The organism is Bacillus sp. T3 (assembly GCF_033449965.1).
Classification (GTDB): domain Bacteria; phylum Bacillota; class Bacilli; order Bacillales; family Cytobacillaceae; genus Bacillus_BU.
The window spans coordinates 2,409,886-2,431,054 of record NZ_CP137761.1 but is presented as its reverse complement, the minus strand read 5'-3'; the positions used below and the strand labels follow the sequence as shown (position 1 = coordinate 2,431,054).

Below are 21,169 nucleotides of genomic sequence, written 5' to 3'. Positions count from 1 at the left end.
AGACTAGCTGCAAAGAAGATATGTATAAATAGAAAGATATTTTATTTATGGGGGATTTAACAATGCCAGCAATGATGTTTGTCCTTATGTTATTTATTGTTAGTTTCCTATTTAGTTTCGGTTTTGTGGCATTATTTCAAAAAAAGGGAAGAGATTGGGTCCGTTCTGTACTTTCTTGTCTTGGTTTAATTGGAGTCATTCTTTCATTGATGTATTTTTTATCATCATGAACTAAAAACGGGCTACAATTTGCAGCCCGTCCATTTGTTTATTGCTTTCTATTGTTTGTTGAGCAGTGTAAGCGTCGTCAAAAAAATATTGTATATTATGCTACTTCTGATTCTTTGGAGTGAACCTTTTTCATAAAGTCGTTTACATCGGCAGGAACTTTACGGTCTAGCTTAGAAACAATAAAGACAGATAAAAATCCAATTGGAACGGTAATAATACCCGGGATTTTGAACTGTAAAATCTCTGGTAATGTTGTTGGAAGGAAGATACAATACATGGAAACTAACAATCCGATAACTAGACCAGCAATGGCACCTTTCTCTGTCATCCCTCTCCACCATATTCCCAAAATAAAGATCGGTGTAAAGGTGCTAGCTGCAACGGTAAATGCTAAAGCAACTAGATGCCCAATAGACGCATTTTTTACCATTAAACCTAGCGCACCGTATAAAATTCCTAATATTACGATGGAAACCTTACCTGCAATAACACGTTCTTTTTCTGTAATGTTTTTGCGGAAGAACGTTGCATATAGGTCATGAGCAAGTGCACCAGAACTAGCAATAAATAAACCTGATAGATTTGAGAAAATCGCAGCAAACGCACCAGCGATAACTAAACCTAATAACCATTTACCACCAAGAGCCTGAGCTGTTGAAGGGATTACCATGTTATTACCACCAAGTACCAGGTCTTTGATAACTTGTGGGTCTGCATTTCCGGAAAGATAAATTTCGCGTCCTACAGCACCAAGGTAAACTGCAAAGAAGAAGAATACACTAGCGATTCCAATCGCCATAAGAGCACTTTTACGTGCAGCTTTTGCACTTGGGTTTGTATAGAATCGTAATAAGATATGTGGAAGACCCATTGTTCCCAGTGAAAGAGCGATTGTCATCGAAATAGTTTGCCAGAAGCTTGGGAAATAGTTTCCTGTTCCAGACCAAGAATTTCCATCATGAACGACATCTTTGCCATCTAAAGCAAAGGCGGCAGTTCCTTTAATTGAACCTGTAAAGTCAGTCAGAGATGCTAAAATTTTTGGGTAATGTAAACCTCCGTAAATCGCCGCAGCAACCATAAGAATGAAACAGCCAAGACGGATCCAAAGCTCAAGCGCTTGGTTTAGTGTTGTGCCCTTCATTCCGCCAACACCAACGTAGAAGATCATAACTGCGCAAGTAAATATGATTCCAAATTCATAAGTGGTTCCAAAGAACATCGTTAAAATTTGAGCAGCACCTAAAAGCTGTGGTGCAGCATAAAATCCTGAAATCGCTAATACAACTGTTACAGCTGCTAATCTTGCACGTTTACTATGAAAGCGGTAAGCTAGAAAATCAGGTACAGTGAATGCGCCAAATCGGCGGAGTGGACCAGCAACGAAAATGGCTAATAGGGTTAATCCAATTGAGAAACAGAATGCATAGTATGCACCATCATAGCCTAATTGGAAAGTCAAACCTGCAATTCCTAGGAATGTTGCTGCGCTCAAGTAGTCTCCACCGATTGCCGAGCCATTTGTAAACCAACCAAAGCTTCTTCCGCCAACAAAGAAGTCAGATGAACTGGTATTCCGTTTTGTTAAATATGTGATATAGACGATCGTTCCCATCAGAAGTATCGTCATTAACATCTTTGGTTCAAGCAGCATTTGAATCATACAACACTCCTCCCGTCTTTCGAATTGTTCGCGTTAGTGTCAAGGCTCTGATTAACTTTTAAACGTTTTTCATACAGATGCGTATGTACAAAAGCGATGATAAAAGCCATAGCCATTGAAACTATACTTGTGAAAAACCAAGAGTAACTCATTCCACCCCACATACGCGAAAACATAAAATCTGGAGCGAACCAGTTTAATACCGGAATGGTGAAGACAAATAAATAGTAGAATATTGTAAGCTTAATACCGGTCCCAAACTCATTTTTCATGATACTACTTGTTTCGGCATCTAATGGTGGTAAATCTTTTACGTCTATCTTTCCTGCTTCGACATAATCGTACTCTGTAAATTCTCCTGCCATTGGTTCTTCTCCCCCTCTTTTCGGTAAAAATTTAATCAGTAAACCCCCTTGATTTAAAACCTTTCCCCCTTTACGAAAAACAGCAACAATTGATGGATGATTGCTTGTTTTGATTTTACTTTATATTTTCTTGCAATACCTTGCACTAAATTGTCATAAATTTATAAATATTTGCTATATTCAAAATTTATATATGTTATGATAGAAAAGGGATAAGTAACGATGAATGTTGAATGGAGGGGGATTACTTGTATAGCATTCAGCTACTCATCCATGATAATCATGAAAAGGAAATCATTTCAAACTGGATTCACGAGGAATTTCAATCAAACTCAAAAGTAGTGCAAAGTTTAGATCCGACGCATGATTTGCAAATACTTGTCATTGAAATAAGTAAACTACTTGATTGGGTGTTTATTCACAGATTAAAAAAACAAAATAATCAACTTTTAATTTTTCCAATTATTAATCACAATCTTTTACATACAGCAGCGCTGACAATCAAACTGAAATTACCTCATTTCTTTGTGAAACCACTAAAGAAAAGTCATTTCATCCGAAATATTAAACAAGCTATGCTGAAAGATCATTCTGCAAAGGAAAAAAATCAAAGTTCTCAACCAATTTTTGAATACCACGATTTCGATGATAATGAAGCCCTTCAGGAACTGTTTCTTAGGCGATTGCTTCGCGGTGATGTTACTTCTGAACAAGAAATCATTGATTCAAAACTATTTTCTACTACCAATTCGATTCCAAATACAGTCTGTTTTATTCAAGGCTTTGTAAAAGATCCTTATCGTGAAGCAAATGAGGGTTTTCAAGCTCCACAAGTAATTCAGGAGTGCTTTAATAAATATTTTTCTAGAGTTGATAGACAAGTTTTCTTTGTTCCCTATCGAAAGCACTTGCTCATGCTGATCCGTGTTCCATCCGTTTATTGCTCCCCACGGTTTTGGAAGGAAGGTGAGGATCTCATCTTAACCGTCATTCAAGAATTACAAGATGTATTCGGAATTTATCTGTTTATCGGAATGGGATCCATTTACAGTGAACCACAAAACCTGCATTTATCTTATATTGAAGCTAAATCAGCAAGGCGGACACCACCCTACAACCGTCTAGTGCTCCGATATTTTGATGAAACAGCCAGAGAACCACAAATAAAAAAGAGCATTGACTATATCGATAAACATTATGCAGATGAAATCACTGTCACAAAAGTAGCTGCTCATATTAATTTTAGTCCAACCTATTTCAGTCGGCTGTTTAAAAAAGAGACGGGTCGTAGCTATGTCGAATATGTTCAATTCATACGATTGCAAAGAGCGATCGCCTTGATTCGACACTCTGATGCAACGCTAGAACAAATTGCCGAGGAGTTAGGATTTAATACCCCAAATTATTTCAGCAATGTATTTAAAAAATATGTTGGTCTAACACCAAGCGAGTACCCGGGCAACAAAAGAAATATTATTTTATTAACAACTATTTTTTTAAAAATTTGGCTTTGTTAAATTTGTCTGTTGATTTCCGCTGCAGGTACTCGCTTTCCGCGGAGGAGTCCGGGAGCCTCCTCGGCGCCATAGCGCCTGTGGGGTCTCCCGTGTCACCTTCTCCCGCAGGAGTCTCGCACCTTCCGCTCCAATCAACAGATTGCTCAAAAACAACATTGTTCTTTAACACAGCCAAAAATTTAAGCGCATACCAAGTGGTGTGCGTTTTTTAATTTATCATTTTATAAACAAACATAATAAATGTTTGTTATTTAATCAACATAATTATATAATGTTTATATTGATACAAACAAACGAAGGATGTGTTTGGAAAATGGAAGGTACTGAATTATTTTGGAATGCCGATCTTGAAGCTCTTAAACGTGGTTATATAGAAGAAACCCATCACTTAGTTTGCTTGCTTTGTGGAAATAAAATTGAAAAAGGTATCATTTATCCAAAGGATGATCTTTTATTTGAAGCTGAGAAATTTATGACTATCCATATTCAAGACAAACATCAGTCAGTCTTTGATTATTTAATTGGACTTAATAAAAAATTAACCAGGTTTGACAGAGCATCAGAGTCGACTCTTACGCCTTTTTTACCAAGGAAAAAACGATGCTGAAATTCAACAAGAAATGGGTATTGGCAGTGCTTCAACAATTCGTAATCACCGCTTTGTATTAAAGGAAAAAGAGCGCCAAGCTAAGTTGTTTTTAACCATGATGGAACTGCTAAAGGAAAAAGATCAGCACGCCCCTACCTTTCTTCCACCCCACAAAACCGCTACGATGATTGATGACCGTTACAATGTAACCGAGGAAGAAAAACATAAAATTTTAATAAAATATTTTCCAGAAGGCGCAAATGGGCCTCTAAAAGTATTTCCGTCCCGAGAAAAACAAAAACTGATTATCCTTCAAGAAATCAGAACTAGGTTTACAGCTGATAAAACCTATACTGAAAGTGAGATAAATGATATTTTAGAGCTCATTCATCCTGATTTTGTCACTCTAAGACGCTACTTAATTGAATATGGCTTCATGGATCGAAAAAAAGATGGCAGTGAGTACTGGATTAAAAAATGAAAAATCAAAAAGAAGTATTAAAGAACGATTTGATTTTTTTTCAATCTGTTGATTGGAGCACCTGGAGCGGAAATCAACAGATAAATTAGCAAAAAGGAGATTATACGATGGAGCGAAAAAAAGAGCTGAAACAGCTGTATAAAGAAACAAAAATCGAAGCTGGTGTTTATCAAATCAAGAATACAAAAAACGGAAAAATCTTTATTAGTGCCACAAGAAATTTTAAAACACTAAATGGAAAGAAATTCATGTTAGATAACGGAAGCGATAATAATAACCCATTGCTTCAAAAAGAATGGACGGAATACGGCAGTGATGCCTTTGAAATAGAAATACTAGAAGTCCTCAAACCAAAAGAAACAGGATATTTTGATGAAAAGCGAGAATTAGCCAAACTAGAGGAAAAATGGTTACAACAGCTTATGCCCTATGGCGACAGAGGCTATAATCGACAGAAGTCTTAAGGGTATCAATCACACATATTAATGTAAAACGCACACTGCAATTCATTTCATCCAAAACAAAAAGCACTCATAATGTGCTTTTTGTTTTGGAAAATATGTAGGCTAAATCTGGTTTATTTATATATTTTACTGGATATGGTATATTTTTCGATTTTTTCTAAGCTTGCTTCATACCCAATACCAGGCTGAATTGGGACCTTAATAGTACCGTTCTCAACCGTTACTTCTGGTTCGATAATATCCTCCGCCCAGTAAAGCGAGGACGCAGCAGTATCCCCTGGTAAAACAAAATTAGGCAATGAGGTAATCGCAATATTATGTGCCCGCCCGATTCCAGATTCTAGCATTCCGCCACACCATAGTGGAATTCCTTCAGATTGGCATAAATCATGTATTTTTCGTGATGGAGTAATTCCGCCTACACGACCAATTTTAATATTAATAATTTTGCAGCTTCCAAGCTTTATCGCTTTTCTTGCATCCTCTAGAGAGTGGATACTTTCATCGAGACAAATCGGAGTGGTGAGTCTCGCTTGTAATTCGGCGTGATCAATAATATCGTTATAAGCTAGTGGTTGCTCAATCATCATTAAATGATACGGGTCAAGGGCTGCTAAGCGATCAATATCGTTTAACGTATAAGCCGAATTAGCGTCAGCCATAAGCGGAATTTCTGGGTGAATTTGTCGAACTCGATCTATTAATTCGACGTCCCAGCCTGGCTTGATTTTTAACTTAACTCTTTTATATCCCTCTGATAGTCGTTGGCCAATGATTTCTAATGTTTCCTCTATACTTTCTTTAATTCCAATGCTAACGCCAACGTCAATCGTTTTTTTCATTCCACCAATTACAGTCGCTAACGGGGCCATTTGCATTTTGGCATAAAGATCCCAAACAGCTCCTTCAAGCGCAGCCTTTGCCATGTAGTTTCCACGAATGTGCTGAAAATAATGTTCGGTAAGCTGATCAGGGTGATTGATTGTATTTTGTAATAGGATGGGGATCAAATAATCCTCAAGAATGTGCCAATTCGATTTCAATGTTTCTTCATTATATAAAGGATCAAGCATCGCTACTGATTCGGCCCAGCCAGAAATTCCGTCCTCGCTGATAACTTCAACCAAAATAAACTCTCGATCATATTCAGTTCCGAAGCTAGTTGTAAACGGAGTAAGTAAATCGAGTTTCATATGGCGCAGAATTACTCTTTTAATCTTCATCATCGACACTCCTCTATCCTTCACGCTTTGTTAGCACATAAAAATTCACAGGTATGGTAGGCTGATTATTCTTCTGATAACCCGTAACCTCCCAGCCACACTGAAACAGGTGTGTGAAAATCTTTCTCGTTTGCATTCGCCATGAAAGTGCCGCGGCATGATTGGTTTCACGAATTTCCCGGAAGTTTTTCGGAATCGCTACATAAATTAGCTCTGTACTAAGATTCGGGATTTTGTTATACTCGATTGCTCCAGGATACACCAATCCATCTTCTTGAACTTCCCACGAATTGATTGTGTTTGAACATCCATCAGATTCAGCGCAAACAATGGATGAATTTGGTCCCTCCTGTGCCAGGGTTTGCCAATGAACGAGAAAACGATCAGACGGAATTCCTTTATTTAGCAAGTCCTCCATTTCTCCATAGCAATTGGATATATAACTCGAGCATCGACCGCCTAGTTTTCCAATATTTAAATAGCCGTTAATGCTTTCTAATGGGTCATACGTCCACGTTATCAATTCGTAACCAAGTTTATATGCCGCTTCTCTTTGTGCATATTTTAATTTTTCACCAATCCCTTTATTACGATATTCTGGCAAAGTGGCAAGAATATGCGAACAGAGATAGACGGTTTGTCCATTAAATCCAGGAAAGCTATATTGAAATGCGATCAGCTGTCCATCAGAAAAGGCACCTAAAACCAAACCTCCATTCTTCACTGCGGTAATCGTTTGGTGGGTAGGAATCGAATCATGTTCTCCCCAAATCTTTGCTTCAAGGGCACGAACCTGCTCTAGTTCGCTATTTTCGTATAGGGCCCGTATTTCAATATCCTCATCGTTGTTTTTCACTGAGATCTACCTCCATTCAAATAAAAGCGCCACATTATAAAGAGGACAGTCTGTCTACATGGTGAGACAAAACCGTTCTTTTTTGAAAATGGGCGCTAAAACATTTAACTTAGTATTCTAATTACTCTTGACTAAAGTCTGCCTCGTTGAGTTTAACGACTTTTGTTTTCTTGACCCATTTATAACCAAGATAAGTCAATAAAAATAATGGAAGTCCAATATAGGAAACTAAAATTCCATACCAATCAATATCCAGGTCCGAAAAAGGCTCCATAATTTTGGCCCAAAATGGCAACAATACATAATGCAGTCGCTAAAATTGGCCCAAATGGATACCACTTTGCAACATAAGGCAAATCATTTAAATCTCGGCCTTGCGCTACATAGGCTTTACGGAAGCGATAATGTGTGATCGAAATACCTAGCCAGGATAGAAATCCGGCTAAACCAGAGGCATTTAATAACCACGTATAAACCGTTCCGTCACCGAACAGTGAGGTAAGGAAACAGAACATACCGATAAATGTAGACACATATAAGGCATTTGCCGGCAATCCTCTTTTATTAACCTTTTTCAGGAATTTTGGAGCCTTACCCTCTTTCGCTAATACCCAAAGTACTCGTGCTGCTGCATATAACGCAGAATTTCCAGCAGATAAAACAGATGTTAGGATGACAGCGTTCATCAACGCCGCTGCAAAGGCTAAACCAGCATTTTTAAACACAAGTGTAAATGGACTAACCGCGACATTTTCTAAATCTGAGCTTAATAACTGTGGATCATTGTAGCTTATCAAACTACCAATAATAATGATTGCTAATACATAAAACAATAGGATTCTCCAAAAGATTTGTTTAATCGCTTTTGGCATATCCTTCCCAGGGTTCTCACTTTCACCTGCTGCTACACCGACCAGCTCTGTACCTTGAAAGGCAAAACCAACAATCATAAAGACACTTATAATAGATAGAACCCCACCTTTAAATGGAGCTTCCCCTTTTGTAAAGTTTTCAAAGCCACCCTCATGACCATTCATAATACCGAAAATCATCAATAGACCGATTACGATAAAAATAATTATCGTTGCCACTTTAATTAAAGCAAACCAAAATTCAGATTCTCCATACCCTTTAACCGACAATATATTTAACCCTAAAATAAGGACTAAAAACAAAGCGCTCCAAATAATCCCTGGTACATCTGGTAGCCAATATTTCATAATTAAAGCTGAAGCCGATAATTCTAAAGCCACGATAATCGCATTGTTGTACCAATAATTCCAGCCAATTGCGAACCCTAATGCAGGGTCAACAAACCTAGATGAATACGTACTAAATGAACCTGTTATCGGAATAAATGCAGCCATTTCTCCTAGGCTTGTCATCAGAAAGAATACCATGATTCCGGCAATAAGGTAGGCGGCCAAGGCTCCACCTGGTCCTGCTTGGGCAACTGTCGCTCCGCTTGCTAAAAAGAGACCCGTTCCAATCGTCCCGCCAATCGCAATCATGGAAAGATGTCTTGTTTTAAGCTTTCGTTCAAGCAGTTCCCCTGACTGTGATGATGGATTGCTGCTATTTTCTTCATAATATGGTTGTCTTGCATGTTGTGAATTTGACATGATACACCTCTAAGCTGTAATAAGTTTTATGATGATTGTTCTGATGCTAGCAATATCGTTTTTGTTAATATTTTTGTTCCATATAATAAGGCATCCAAATGGAAAGTCATTTCTGGATGATGTAGCCCAGGACTTAGGCCGCACCCTAATCCGATCATTGTCGCTTTTAATCCTTTACTCTTTGCCGTATAAAAATGAAAATCCTCGCCACCATTTGAGGTGCAAACTGGGATAATATTCTCTTTACCTAAAATGTCTACAATTGCTTGTGTAGCTATTTTCTTAGCCGTTTCATTTTGGATGGCTGCTGGTACGAGGTCAGCTAATTTCCAATTTATTTTCGCGCCGCTAAGCGTTGAAACCTCGGACACGATTTGTGTCAATTTTTTTTGAAGCTCATCCATTACCTCATTTGTTTGGGCTCTTAAATCAAGACTGAAATCCGCCAAACCAGGAATGATATTGGAAGCCTCATTCGCAACCTGTAGCTGTGTCATTTTTATTGAGTACGGTACATCTGTTTCTAGTGAAACATTTCTTAATTTTTCAACAAGCATCGCCGCAACCTCAATCGCATTGATTCCGTCCTGCGGTCTTGAAGCATGGGCCTGTATTCCTTGGATCGTTCCTTTTACCGTTCCGGCTGATCCATGAACAATAACTGGTGATGCTTTCATCGGTGGAATTTCAAAGATTGGACGTAAATGAATTCCAAATAAAGAAAAGACATTGTTAAGTGCACCTTCTTTTATCATCTGAAGTGCGCCCTCACCCTTCTCTTCGGCAGGCTGAAAAATAAAGCGTAGAGTCTGCTTTGGCACAAAACCACTAGCAGCAATGGACAGTGCGGTGTACAAAACCATCGTGCTGTGGGCATCATGACCACAGGAATGATTGGCTTTGACAACCCCGTTCACCTCTTGTAAGAGTGCATCTAAATCGGCACGGAGTGCAACAACGTGTTGTGTCAGTCCAGGTATCTCAGCAATAATCCCGTAATGTTGGTTAAAGGTTTTTACATTTAGTCCAGCTTTTCTAAGAAGATTTTCTATATAAGCTGAGGTTTTTTTCTCCTCCCAGCTTGGCTCTGCCAGTGCATGTAGCTCATGAAACGTATTCAGCAATGCTTCTTTATGCTGATCAATATACTGAAGTGGATCCAACTTGTCTTTCCCTTCTTTCCTAAATCGCAAATATATGAATATTTATTTAACAAATTACATTATCATTCAGCAACAAATCATAATTATACTTTATCGATATAATATTATTCAATATATAAAATGAAAAAGAATGAGGAACCTCACTCTTTCTTGAACTTGTTTAGCTTTTTTTCTTATTTGGAACTTCTGGAAATGGTAAATGCAAATAGGGATTGGAATAAAACTGTTGGTGTAACACTGTATTTCCCACTTGTGGATCGAATTCTTCATTAACACCATAACTACTCATTAAAAGGTTTTCTAGATTCACAACTGAAATTCGTACCTCATAACAAGGATTTGATGTCGATAAAGGCGGTTGGGGGAAATCCGCCAGAACGGTTAACTGCATTTGCGGTGGTATTTTGAAAAATAGTGGTTTTGTTATGACATGGAAATTTTCCAACATATCTAACGGATGGATGGTTGGATCAAATTCAACACCTTCCTCATCTCCTGCCTCTTCATAGCCAATATCTTCTGGATCAAGAGGTTCCCCACCTAACAAAACCGTTTTTCCTAGTTCCTCTGGTGGACAAGTTGTCCAATTTTTCATTTCAATGATGACCTCTTTTGTTTGCTTTGGGTCTATGTTAATAATATTTAGCGAAATAATAACTGTATTTGGTGTGGCTTCAATTGGACCTGAACTTAAAACAATACCTGGGCTCACATTATTTGAACCATGGTTACTATTGATTGCCCTTTTCTTTTCTTTCCCCACAACCCAACACCTCGTTCATTCATTTTTGTACACAATTATTTAGATGGTAAAACAGAAATAACCTGCCATACCCTCCGTCATTCATTGAAAGTCATCTTCGTTAACCAAAAAATAAAATGTGTTGACATATTATATTCATCCCATCTAAAATAGGATTATGAAAAAAGTCCAAATTATCTATTAATAATGAAAAATGGGGTATTATGATGAAAATTAAGGAAATTACTTATGTTGCATTGTTTGCAGCTGTTATGGGTGTACTTGGAATCGTTCCACCAATTATGTTATCCTTCACACCAGTACCGATTACGCTGCAAACCTTGGGAGTCTTACTTGCTGGAGGGATTTTAGGAGCAAGACTAGGAGCTACAAGTTTATCCGTCTTCTTATTGCTCGTTGCAGCAGGTATGCCATTGTTATCAGGTGGTAGAGGTGGAATTAGTGTATTCGTTGGACCAAGTGCTGGTTACTTATTTGCCTATCCGCTTACTGCATTCGTAATCGGTTATCTGATTTCACGGTTTCGTTCAGTTAAATTACGAAATATTTTATTAGTAAATTTAACGGTTGGAATATTCATGCTTTACCTTTTTGGAGTTCCCGTACAGGCGTTCGTTATGGATATTCCAGTATTGGATGCTGCTAAATTATGTCTTGTCTACATCCCAGGCGATATATTAAAAGCAACACTTGCTTCCTATATCGTTTATCGCTTAAGAAAACATCCTGCATTCCAACAAAAATTAGCAAAAGCATCCTAATTCTACGGAGACACATTTATTGTGTCTCTTTTGTATGAAGCTAGAAAACTAAGAAGGTGAGATATATGGGTAATATTACAGAACCTTATGCAAAGCACGCTTTGCAATTCCCAAATAAAATAGCACTTCAAACACAAGAGGAAAAGATTACATATCACGAATGGGCGAATTTAATTAATAAAACTGCACGGTGGCTTGACTCGTTCGGTGATGAACATAAAACACTTGGAATCTATCTTCCTAATGGTGTCCCCTTCCTCCAATTCTTTTCAGGCGCAGCTGCTGCTGGTTGGACCGCTGTCCTTTTTGACCCAAGGTGGAATCCGATCGAAATCGAGAGACGATTTGCCATTTCCCGTCCCTCCCTCTTCATTACATCGAGAATTTTGCTAGAAAAGGTAAAACACTTATGCACGAATATCATCATGATCGAAGATTGCATGGAAGAAATTTTGAGTTTTAAAGAGATTCTACCAAAAAAGATCAATGCCGATCTCCCATTTTATATGGGCTTTACTTCAGGTACAACGGGCGAACCAAAGGCGTTTATTCGCGGCCATGAATCATGGATCGCAAGCTTCAAGTGTAATAGGTTTGACTTTCATATGAATGAACAAGAACGGGTTCTCATTCCTGGTTCACTCATCCACTCACATTTTTTATATGGAGCCGTTAGCACCTTGTATTTAGGTGGAACTGTTTCTTTACTAAAAAAATTCACATCGAAACAGGCACTTTCCATTATTCAAGCACAGTCTATTACAACCATGTTCGTTGTACCCACAATGATTCATGCTTTCTTAAAGGAAGACATAACGATTTCACAACCTATTAAATTAATTTCCTCCGGTGCAAAATGGGAGGATAGATCAAAAGAGTTAATCCATAAAAAGTTCCTGCAATTAACTAGTTTTGAATTTTATGGTGCAAGTGAGTTGAGCTTTGTTACCGTCCTATCACAAAATGAGAATCTTATAAAACCTGGCTCGGTTGGAAAGCCGTGCTATGGTGTTGAGCTTCAAATTCGCCGTAATAATCTTGAGTTGGCCAATCCTTTTGAGATCGGGAAAATATATATTCGCAGCAATATGCTGTTTCTTGGCTATCTCCAACACCAATTGCCTACCATCCACTCCATTGTTGATTCTAATGGTTGGGTAACTGTAGATGATATGGGCTACCTCGATCAGGACGGCTATTTATTTATAGTAGGAAGAGAAAAAACATGATTTTATATGGTGGGATTAATCTTTTTCCTGAGGAGATTGAAAAAGTAATTTCCACCCATGAACAGGTAGAAGAAGTGGCGGTTATCGGAATTCAGGATGAATATTGGGGACAAATTGCCTGCGCAGTAATCATTGGCAACGTTACGAAGCGAGAGTTGATTCGCTATTGTAAAGAAGCACTTTCCTCTTATAAAATACCGAGAAAATGGGTATTCGTCGATAAAATGCCCTATACGATCAGTGGAAAAATTGCTAGAGCTCAATTAAAGGAACAACTTGAAAGAGAGGTGATGAGCCATTAACAGAGCAGTAATTGTTGAAGCCAAACGCACACCGATTGGGAAAAAAAATGGAATGCTCCGACATATTCAGCCACATGAGCTTGCAGCGCCTGTTCTTCAAAGTCTTGCAGAAGGCTTAGAAAATATAATAGATGAAGTGATATTAGGGAATGTCGTCGGTCCTGGTGGAAACGTAGCAAGGGTTGCTTCACTCGAAGCTGGCCTACCTCTTTCTGTAACAGGTATAACAATTGACCGTCAATGCAGTGCTGGGTTAGAAGCGATTCGCATGGCTTGTTATTTTGTTCAAGGTCGCGCAGGAAACTGCTACCTTGCGGGTGGTGTTGAAAGCTCAAGCACCTCACCATTTCCAGAACGGGCCCGTTTTTCTCCAGACAGTATTGGTGATCCAGATATGGGAGTCGCTGCAGAATTAGTAGCGAAAGAGTATGGGATAAGTCGAACGAAACAAGATCAATTTGCTTTATTAAGCTATGAGCGGAGCTGGGCGTCTTTCCAAGCAGACTTGTTTAATGAAGAAATTGTACCGATTTCCACTCAATCCGTTGATGAGGAATTTTCGAAGAAGCGTAATTATGAACTTCTTTTAAAACGAGCAAAGCCAATCTTTATGAAAGAAAATGGTACTGTGACCGCTGCAAATAGTTGTGGGATTAATGATGGTGCCAGTGCTGTACTGGTAATGGAAGAGAAATTGGCCAAGATGAATGGGTTTAATCCTGTGATACGCTTTGTCGATAGTGTCGTTTCAGGCGTACATCCAAATTTTCCAGGCATATCCCCTGTCCCTGCAATAACAGAGCTTTTATCAAGAAACAAATTGGTAATGGACGATATTGATATAATCGAAATAAATGAAGCATTCGCATCAAAGATAGTTGCCTGCCAAGAACAGCTTTCTATCCCGTCCGATAAACTGAATGTATGTGGCGGTGCCTTAACAATGGGACACCCATACGGGGCATCTGGTGCAATCCTTGTCACCCGATTGGTTCATGAGGTAAAAAGGCGAAAGAATGCAAAATATGTAATAGCAGCGGTGGGCAGTGGCGGAGGAATCGGCGTTGCAATACTTTTTGAGGTGGTTATGTGAAAACAGAGAGTATAGAAATAGTGTTTCGGGAACAGGATGTAAGGCAATACATCAAAGTTACAGATGACCGTAATCCAATTTACACAAATATTGAAAGCGCTCAAAGCAATGGTCATCAAACCATTCCGCTTCCTCCTACGATGCCGATGATTGCTTATAAATGGATTGAGATACCATGGACACTAAAAGAGCCGCTTATTCATCGGTCACAGGAATGTATTCATCATCAAACAATGTATATTAACACACCATATTTTGCACAGGTTCTCTTAAAGGAGAAAACAATGCGGAAAAACTATCAAGTGGTTAACCAAATACTTCGGATTGTTGATTGTGATCAAGTCCTTTGTTTTGAAGGAATTTCACAACTTATTGCAGGTGATCTCTCATGAAAACGATTGGCTTCATCATAACGGAGGTTGATATTGAAGGGTATGCAAACATATCCGGCGACTACAATCCCGTTCATTTAGATTCCAATTACGCTCGGGATCATGGGTATCAGGATAAAATTGCCCATGGAATGCTATCAATGGGAAAAGTGTGGAGTGTTCTTTCTTGTCATTTACTTACGGATAGCGCTTGGCCGGAAAAGTACGAACTTAAATTTCTCGCACCAGTGTTTGTTGGTGATATTGTTACACTAAATGTGGAGAAAAATGATGAGATGATTTTATTGAACGGTTTATGTTCTGGTAAACCTATTTTAAAGGGTAAAATTATGCTGAAAAAATAAGGATAAGCTCCCTCCTTATTTCATTTTACGACTGAAAAATCTGTCAAACGCATTTTGATGACATAAAACGGAAAATACAATAAAATATAGAAAAGTCAAACTATTTAGGAGCGTCTATATGGAAGTTTTTTCTCTAAGTGGAGCTAGTGGGACTGGAAAAAGTACAAGCGCCATAGCTTTTGCTCATAAGCATAGAATCCCCGCACTCATTGATGATGGCTTGCTAATTTTCAACGGGCAAAGAATTGCCGGTACATCGGCCAAGTTTGAGAAGAATGCACTCACTGCCGTTAAGCGGGCAACCTTTTTTGATGAAGATCACTTAAAGGAAGTCCAAATGGCCATCAGTAATTACTATATAGACCGGATATTGATAATCGGAACTTCAGATAAGATGACTCGTTTAATCGCAGAACGGTTAAAGCTTGGTAATATAAAGCACTATTATTATGTTGAGGATATCCGTACTTCTAGTGAAATAAAACTTGCACAATTTATTCGCAAAACAGAGGGAAAACACATTATTCCCATTCCATACAAACAAGTTGACCAAAATTTCTTTAAGAAGCTTATTCAGCGGGGCGTTGATATTTTCTCATCAAAAAAAGAAAGAATTGGCGAAAACACGATTGTTCATCCCGATTTTCACCGTGGAGCGATAAAAATACATAAGAAAGTATTTCAAAATATGATCGAAATCATTTGTTCTCAATATCCTCTCATTGAGGAATGCAAGTCGGTTGAGTTTCATTTGGAAGGCTTACCGATCCTCCGTGCAAGCATCTCGATTAAATACCCCTTTGGTGGTAATATCATTGAAATGATTGAAGAAATGCAAAAAGACATTCGCTACCATTTTCAGCAAAACTTAAACATTGAACTATATTCCGTAAATCTTACTATCCATCTCGCAAAAAAAATGGAAAGCTCTAGAAATCTTTGAGCTTTCCATTTTTTATTTAAGTATAAACTGCAAATATCTTGATGAGTCTTATGTGCGACGCATAAACTGAGGGGCACGTTTTTCAACAAACGCTGCTACTCCTTCTGGGAAATCGTGCTCATCAACAAAAGGTGTAGAACCATTCCATAGGACAGGAGCACTATTAATGCATTCATTGACCGATTTTTTCACAGCAAGAAGTGATGCAGGTGACATTGATGCAACTAATTTGCCCATTTTAAAAGCATAACGGTCTAATTCTGATTCTTCTACTAAATAATTTAGCATGCCTAAGGAATATGCCTCTTCAGCCTTTAATATTCTTCCTAAATAGACTAGTTCTTTTGTTACACTTGGACCCACTAAATCAACAATTCGCTTGGCAAATTTATTATTTAAGGTGATCCCTAATTTCCCAACTGGAATTCCTAATCTTGCTTTATCGGATCCGATTCTTATGTCACAGGCAAGCGCAAGCTCTAATCCAGCTCCCATTGCTGGTCCATTTATGACTCCAATGGTGGGTAGAGGCAAGCCTTCAATTGTGGAAATGGCTTTTTCCATTAACACAAAGGCATTCTCCGCTTCTTCTAATGTCATTTCATGAAATTCACCTAGGTCCGAACCCGCTGTAAATTGCTCTCCTGCTCCTCTAAGCAGCAATACTCTATTTTTGGGATTTTCTAAAACCTGTTCTCCAATTTGTGCCAATTGATCCCACATATTTGCAGTCAACGCATTACGTTTCTGAGGACGATGAATCGTAATGATTGCAAGCCCAGCAGCTTCCTGTAAAGTAATTTTCGCTTGCTCCTCCGTCATTCTCTTAATTCCTACCCGCATCCGTACTCTCTCCTTTACCGAATGATTATCGAACATTTTATATGTAACCAGAATTAAATTCGCACAATTTCCGACAACAATTGATTGAATGTTCCGTCTTTGTAATTATAACATACTGTTCTACAACACTATTGGTGAATAGGAAAATAATTCTTTTTTTCTAACATTCATAATGCGATTGGATTTAATGTCAGAATATTTGTAATAATACTAAAATAATGTTAAAATATGGGTAATGTTAGACGGGGGTGATGATGACATGTTGAAGGTGATAAGGTTAGACAAGCTCATTCTGAGCGTATTATTACTTTCAAATCTCTACTATTATTTTTATTACATATTCCATTTTGAAAGTGCTACATTAATTAATTCTCTTTGGACGATTTTGTTTTTGTTTGGCATTGTTTGTTCTTCTTACTTTTTATACCGCATCTTCAGAAAATCTAGCTATTCACTATACTTATCGCTGGCTGTTTTGATCATGAGTGTTACTTCATTAGGGGCTTTTAGCTTTAGACAATTACTGCAGGGCTTCTTTTAATCAAAAACCCGACTATTCGAATAGTCGGGTTTTTGATTATTTAGGTTGATTTAGGAAGAAATAAGCCCGAATCATAAAGTATGAAACCTCTTCTGGAAGCAGTTCCTTAATTGGTTTAAGTTTATCAGTCGCGGCAGTCCTAACCGCTTCTTCAATTTTCGGTCGGTATTCCAACGGTAACTCCTTGTCCCAATTGATGTCGAGCCCCTCCTCTGCACATCGAATAATATGAGATTGAATGGTGATAAGGGACATGTTACGCACTTTTGCGATATCAGCAAAGGATACTCCTTCCATGTAATGATCATAACTGATTAGATGTGAGGGCTTTGTTTCTTTCACACCACTTTGCTCTCTTTTTGTTCTAGAAAGTTTTTCTTCCTCTAAATGTAATCCATTTTCCTCCACTAAGCTTGGTTCTCGATCTGGATGATTTTCGCAAAAAGTTCGAATGGCTTGAAGAAACGGAAGTCCATATTTTTCTAGTTTATGAGCACCAACACCTTTAACTTGTAAAAATTCTCCGTTTGTTTTAGGCAGTTTTTTACACATATCTTGTAAACTAGAATCAGAGAATATCACAAAAGGCGGTACTTTCTCCTGTTCAGCAATCGTCTTTCGGAGTGAACGAAGCTCCTCAAATAAAGGATCAGCTTTAGAAATGGTTTTTGCCCTAATTTCTTCTTTTCTCGTAACCGTTTGTTTTCCAGGTAAGTACGGCTTTTCCTTTAGTTGAAACATAGATGGTTGGAAACTGACCATTTTCTACTCCAATAACATCTTCCGTGATTAAATAATCAATAAATTCTGTTACATCCTTCACGCTTTTCTCCTGCATCATTCCATACGTTGTTAACTGATCAAATCTGAATTGTGTAACCGATTTGCTTCTAGATCCGGTTAACACCTTCGCGACAGCGGCCTTGCCAAATCGCTGCCCCATTCTGACGATACAGGACAGGACAATTTGCGCCTCCTTCGTAACATCAACTGACTGCCTTATATCGGTACAATTACTGCACTGTCCGCACGGACCTTTGGAGGCTTCATTAAAATATTCGACAATCCATGATTGAAGACAATGCTCCGTATGACAATATGCAACCATTTGCTGGAGCTTTTCGAGCTCGAGCCCGATTCGGTCACGCTCTAATGACTGATCGATTAAAAAACGGTGTACTTGTGTATCGCTTGGACCGTACATTAATATACAGGTACTTTCTAAACCATCACGACCAGCCCTACCCGCCTCTTGATAATAGCTTTCCATATTTCGAGGCATTTGGTAGTGAATAACAAATCTAACATTGGATTTATCGATCCCCATTCCGAAGGCATTTGTCGCAATCATGACCGGTTTTTCATCCTGTAAAAAATCATTTTGTTGTTGAAATCGCTCATTATCACTTAAGCCTGCATGATAACGTGCAACATTTATATTCGCTTTTTGAAGTGTTTGATAAAGCGTATCGACTACTTTGCGTGTTGCTGCATAAATAATCCCTGACTCTTTTTCATTTTTCTTTAAATAATCAAGCAAAAATCGATCTCGATCCTGTCCTTTAACGACTGAAAAGGAAAGATTATTTCGCTCAAAGCTTGTTACAACTTCCTGTGAGATATGTAGTGATTGACAAATATCATTCCGAACCTGTGTTGTCGCTGTTGCTGTTAACGCAAGAATAATCGGTTTTGATTGAATGTGGTTTAGGATGCTAGAGATGTAGAGATAACTCGGACGAAAATCATGGCCCCATTGCGAGATACAGTGCGCCTCATCGACAGCGATGAGCGGAATCTCGATTCCTTCTAACTCACTTAAAAATTGCCCTGATTCCAGACGTTCAGGAGAGATATAAATGAGCTTATAATGACCTGTTCGTGCGAGCATCATCCTTTCATTCATTTCTGCACTTGATAAACTGCTATTGATGTATGTAGCAGAGATTCCTAGCTGTAGAAGTGTATCGACTTGGTCCTTCATTAAGGAAATAAGTGGAGAGATGACGATGGTTGTTCCAGAAAAAACAAGTGCGGGGATTTGATAGCAGAGAGATTTCCCTCCTCCTGTAGGCATTACACAAAGTGTGTTGTCACCGCTAAAGATGTGTTTCAACGTGGCTTTTTGACCATCGCGGAATTCATCATAGCCAAAATGCGTTTTTAATATTTGCTCTGCAGCTTGATACAATATTGATCCTCCTCCATTATTGGAGACTAATTTTTCGCACCTTTAATTATACAGTTTTAAACGGAGTTTTTGTATAAATAGACACAAGAATAAGAACGTAATCGTTCCAAATAAACAAAGGAACCCATACTATCATGAGTTCCTTACCAACTAATTATCCGAATAGTTAACATAATGTTATTATCGTTTACCTTTTGTGTAAAGTGCCAAAATAAAGGCTATGATTGGCAAAAGAATAAATAGTCTCGTATATCCTGGCTGAGTAAATAACATCATTGAAGGGATTAAAAATAACAAACCACTGTAAACATACGATTTCCATGATTTTTTCCAAATGGCATGAAGGAAAAACAGACCTGAAGCAATAATCATTCCCCAAATAAGAAAACCAACCAATATGAGTCCCCAATCCCCCAGTTAAATCCTAACAAGAAGGCTTCCATTTGACTCCCCCAAGTGATTGTTTTGAAATCATATTTCGTTCAAGCTGTTAGGGATAAAAACATTTACCTTATCTTTATTATACGCTTTTAAAGTTTCGCTTGTGTGACTAGTGGTAAATTCTTTTAGTTGTCTATATAAATAAAAGCAAGAAAAAAAGTGGAGAAGAGCAAATTTCCCCACTTTTAGTACATAATCACAATCATAATCTTAGTCTTTTTTTACAAAGGTACTCGGCATCACAACAGCGACAACCTCACCACGAGCACAAAGGGTATCATTTGCATATACTTCTGTTTCGACTTTAAACTTTTTTGGATGGATTTCTTGGACCGTTCCCACAGCTTTTAGTGGTACACCATGAGGCGTAGGCTTTAGGAAATCCACCTTTAGGGAAGCGGTTACAAAACGAGGCGGTTCGACGCCATCTCCGACCTCATGTCCATTCTTCTTATGTAATGTCAATGCCGCGGACCCAGTCCCGTGACAATCAATTAAAGAAGCAACAACACCACCATAAACGAAACCTGGTAGAGCTGTATGCTCTGGCTTCGGTTCATAAATTGTCAATGTTTTTTCCCCTTGCCAACCTGTCCGAAGCTGATGTCCGTGTTCATTTAGTCGACCACATCCATAACACCACGCAAAATCATCTGGATACTCATCTTGAATTGCATTTACAACCTTTTCAATCGTCTCTGCCACACCATTACCTCCTTTTTGTTTCATTATACCATATTTTATCTGAATTGGTTGAAAATTGCGGAAATTTATCGTGGAGCTTCATTACAACTTTTTTCCAATTAAAATCCACGGCTAAAGAAAAAGACCCGGATTAGGTCTCTGTTTACATAAATTTATATATTCCTATCTTCTTTTAATTCCTCTCTCGTCTCATACCAATTTATGACCTGAGTTAGGATAGCGAACACGAACACGAAATTCATCGCCCAAACATTCATAAACGGCGCAATTCCACCAAATTCGATTGTTTCGTACCCTTTTAATTTCATCACGATCATCGATTCAATAAATATCAGGATAAACCCCACTACAGCTGAAACAGCGCATCTAATCATTATCGTTCCCCCGCTAGTATACGATTCACAAAAATTGAATGGCGACAAAAACACTGTTTTAATATTTCAATAA

At 38.3% G+C, this 21,169-nt stretch carries 20 protein-coding genes and 3 pseudogenes; 11 read left to right on the top strand and 12 right to left on the bottom strand.

The features are described from left to right. Positions 1–62 precede the first annotated feature (62 nt). Positions 63–230 (top strand): hypothetical protein, encoded by a 168-nt coding sequence (locus tag RGF10_RS12530; protein ID WP_318502516.1) that lies wholly within the window; start codon positions 63–65, stop codon positions 228–230. A gap of 95 nt (positions 231–325) precedes the next feature. Here the strand turns inward: RGF10_RS12530 and RGF10_RS12525 are convergent, their stop codons facing one another. Together RGF10_RS12525 and RGF10_RS12520 are read right to left on the bottom strand one after the other, a co-directional pair. After that, on the bottom strand, positions 326–1,894 hold the full coding sequence (locus RGF10_RS12525; protein WP_318502514.1) for a sodium/solute symporter: 1,569 nt from the start codon (positions 1,892–1,894) through the stop codon (positions 326–328). After that, entirely contained in the window at positions 1,891–2,259 is a 369-nt protein-coding gene (locus RGF10_RS12520) for a DUF485 domain-containing protein (RefSeq protein WP_318502512.1), read from the bottom strand. The genes RGF10_RS12525 and RGF10_RS12520 overlap by 4 nt, the downstream gene beginning before the upstream one ends. Positions 2,260–2,507: 248 nt before the next feature. Between RGF10_RS12520 and RGF10_RS12515 the strand changes: the two genes are divergently transcribed. The 3 genes and pseudogenes from RGF10_RS12515 to RGF10_RS12505 all read left to right on the top strand — a co-directional run bounded on the left by RGF10_RS12515 (position 2,508) and on the right by RGF10_RS12505 (position 5,310). Then, complete coding sequence (locus tag RGF10_RS12515; RefSeq protein ID WP_318502510.1) at positions 2,508–3,776, top strand: helix-turn-helix transcriptional regulator; 1,269 nt, start codon at positions 2,508–2,510, stop codon at positions 3,774–3,776. A gap of 313 nt (positions 3,777–4,089) precedes the next feature. After that, positions 4,090–4,846: pseudogene (locus RGF10_RS12510) on the top strand (DUF2087 domain-containing protein). A 107-nt stretch (positions 4,847–4,953) separates the two neighbouring features. After that, positions 4,954–5,310: a GIY-YIG nuclease family protein gene (locus RGF10_RS12505; RefSeq protein ID WP_318502508.1), complete on the top strand. Its 357-nt coding sequence runs from the start codon at positions 4,954–4,956 to the stop codon at positions 5,308–5,310. A gap of 113 nt (positions 5,311–5,423) precedes the next feature. Here RGF10_RS12505 and menC read toward each other — a convergent pair whose 3' ends face one another. The 5 genes and pseudogenes from menC to RGF10_RS12480 all read right to left on the bottom strand — a co-directional run bounded on the left by menC (position 5,424) and on the right by RGF10_RS12480 (position 10,937). Further along, complete coding sequence (menC, locus tag RGF10_RS12500; protein ID WP_318509446.1) at positions 5,424–6,533, bottom strand: o-succinylbenzoate synthase; 1,110 nt, start codon at positions 6,531–6,533, stop codon at positions 5,424–5,426. Between the two features lie 13 nt (positions 6,534–6,546). Continuing rightward, positions 6,547–7,389, bottom strand: a complete 843-nt coding sequence (locus RGF10_RS12495; RefSeq protein WP_318502506.1) for a GNAT family N-acetyltransferase — start codon at positions 7,387–7,389, stop codon at positions 6,547–6,549. Between the two features lie 121 nt (positions 7,390–7,510). Beyond that, positions 7,511–8,900 (bottom strand): annotated as a pseudogene (locus tag RGF10_RS12490) (amino acid permease). 137 nt (positions 8,901–9,037) lie between these two features. After that, positions 9,038–10,174 carry an amidohydrolase gene (locus tag RGF10_RS12485; RefSeq protein ID WP_318502505.1) on the bottom strand — a complete coding sequence of 379 codons (1,137 nt, stop codon included), beginning with the start codon at positions 10,172–10,174 and terminating at the stop codon, positions 9,038–9,040. Positions 10,175–10,334: 160 nt separating this feature from the next. Next, positions 10,335–10,937 (bottom strand): hypothetical protein, encoded by a 603-nt coding sequence (locus tag RGF10_RS12480; RefSeq protein WP_318502503.1) that lies wholly within the window; start codon positions 10,935–10,937, stop codon positions 10,335–10,337. Positions 10,938–11,143: 206 nt separating this feature from the next. Between RGF10_RS12480 and RGF10_RS12475 the strand changes: the two genes are divergently transcribed. The 7 genes from RGF10_RS12475 to RGF10_RS12445 all read left to right on the top strand — a co-directional run bounded on the left by RGF10_RS12475 (position 11,144) and on the right by RGF10_RS12445 (position 16,001). Continuing rightward, positions 11,144–11,698, top strand: coding sequence for a biotin transporter BioY (locus RGF10_RS12475; RefSeq protein ID WP_318509444.1), 555 nt, complete (start codon positions 11,144–11,146; stop codon positions 11,696–11,698). A gap of 65 nt (positions 11,699–11,763) precedes the next feature. Next, a complete protein-coding gene (locus tag RGF10_RS12470) occupies positions 11,764–12,927 on the top strand; it encodes an AMP-binding protein (RefSeq protein WP_318502501.1) in 1,164 nt (387 codons plus the stop codon). Continuing rightward, on the top strand, positions 12,924–13,229 hold the full coding sequence (locus RGF10_RS12465; RefSeq protein WP_318502499.1) for an AMP-binding enzyme: 306 nt from the start codon (positions 12,924–12,926) through the stop codon (positions 13,227–13,229). The genes RGF10_RS12470 and RGF10_RS12465 overlap by 4 nt, the downstream gene beginning before the upstream one ends. Continuing rightward, complete coding sequence (locus tag RGF10_RS12460; RefSeq protein WP_318509442.1) at positions 13,225–14,322, top strand: acetyl-CoA C-acyltransferase; 1,098 nt, start codon at positions 13,225–13,227, stop codon at positions 14,320–14,322. Before RGF10_RS12465 ends, RGF10_RS12460 begins: the two co-directional genes overlap by 5 nt. After that, a complete protein-coding gene (locus RGF10_RS12455; protein ID WP_318502497.1) occupies positions 14,319–14,714 on the top strand; it encodes a MaoC family dehydratase in 396 nt (131 codons plus the stop codon). The genes RGF10_RS12460 and RGF10_RS12455 overlap by 4 nt, the downstream gene beginning before the upstream one ends. Continuing rightward, on the top strand, positions 14,711–15,058 hold the full coding sequence (locus RGF10_RS12450) for a MaoC/PaaZ C-terminal domain-containing protein (RefSeq protein WP_318502495.1): 348 nt from the start codon (positions 14,711–14,713) through the stop codon (positions 15,056–15,058). The genes RGF10_RS12455 and RGF10_RS12450 overlap by 4 nt, the downstream gene beginning before the upstream one ends. Positions 15,059–15,176: 118 nt before the next feature. Next, positions 15,177–16,001 (top strand): hypothetical protein, encoded by an 825-nt coding sequence (locus RGF10_RS12445; protein ID WP_318502493.1) that lies wholly within the window; start codon positions 15,177–15,179, stop codon positions 15,999–16,001. Positions 16,002–16,049: 48 nt separating this feature from the next. Here RGF10_RS12445 and RGF10_RS12440 read toward each other — a convergent pair whose 3' ends face one another. From RGF10_RS12440 to RGF10_RS12420, 5 genes and pseudogenes are all read right to left on the bottom strand, one after another. Next, on the bottom strand, positions 16,050–16,844 hold the full coding sequence (locus tag RGF10_RS12440) for an enoyl-CoA hydratase/isomerase family protein (protein WP_318502491.1): 795 nt from the start codon (positions 16,842–16,844) through the stop codon (positions 16,050–16,052). A gap of 577 nt (positions 16,845–17,421) precedes the next feature. Beyond that, a pseudogene (recQ, locus tag RGF10_RS12435) lies at positions 17,422–19,576 on the bottom strand (DNA helicase RecQ). A 180-nt stretch (positions 19,577–19,756) separates the two neighbouring features. Continuing rightward, on the bottom strand, positions 19,757–19,972 hold the full coding sequence (locus RGF10_RS12430; protein ID WP_318502490.1) for a hypothetical protein: 216 nt from the start codon (positions 19,970–19,972) through the stop codon (positions 19,757–19,759). A gap of 255 nt (positions 19,973–20,227) precedes the next feature. Further along, complete coding sequence (locus RGF10_RS12425) at positions 20,228–20,722, bottom strand: PaaI family thioesterase (protein WP_318502488.1); 495 nt, start codon at positions 20,720–20,722, stop codon at positions 20,228–20,230. Between the two features lie 152 nt (positions 20,723–20,874). Next, positions 20,875–21,096 (bottom strand): hypothetical protein, encoded by a 222-nt coding sequence (locus RGF10_RS12420; RefSeq protein ID WP_318502485.1) that lies wholly within the window; start codon positions 21,094–21,096, stop codon positions 20,875–20,877. Positions 21,097–21,169: the final 73 nt, after the last annotated feature.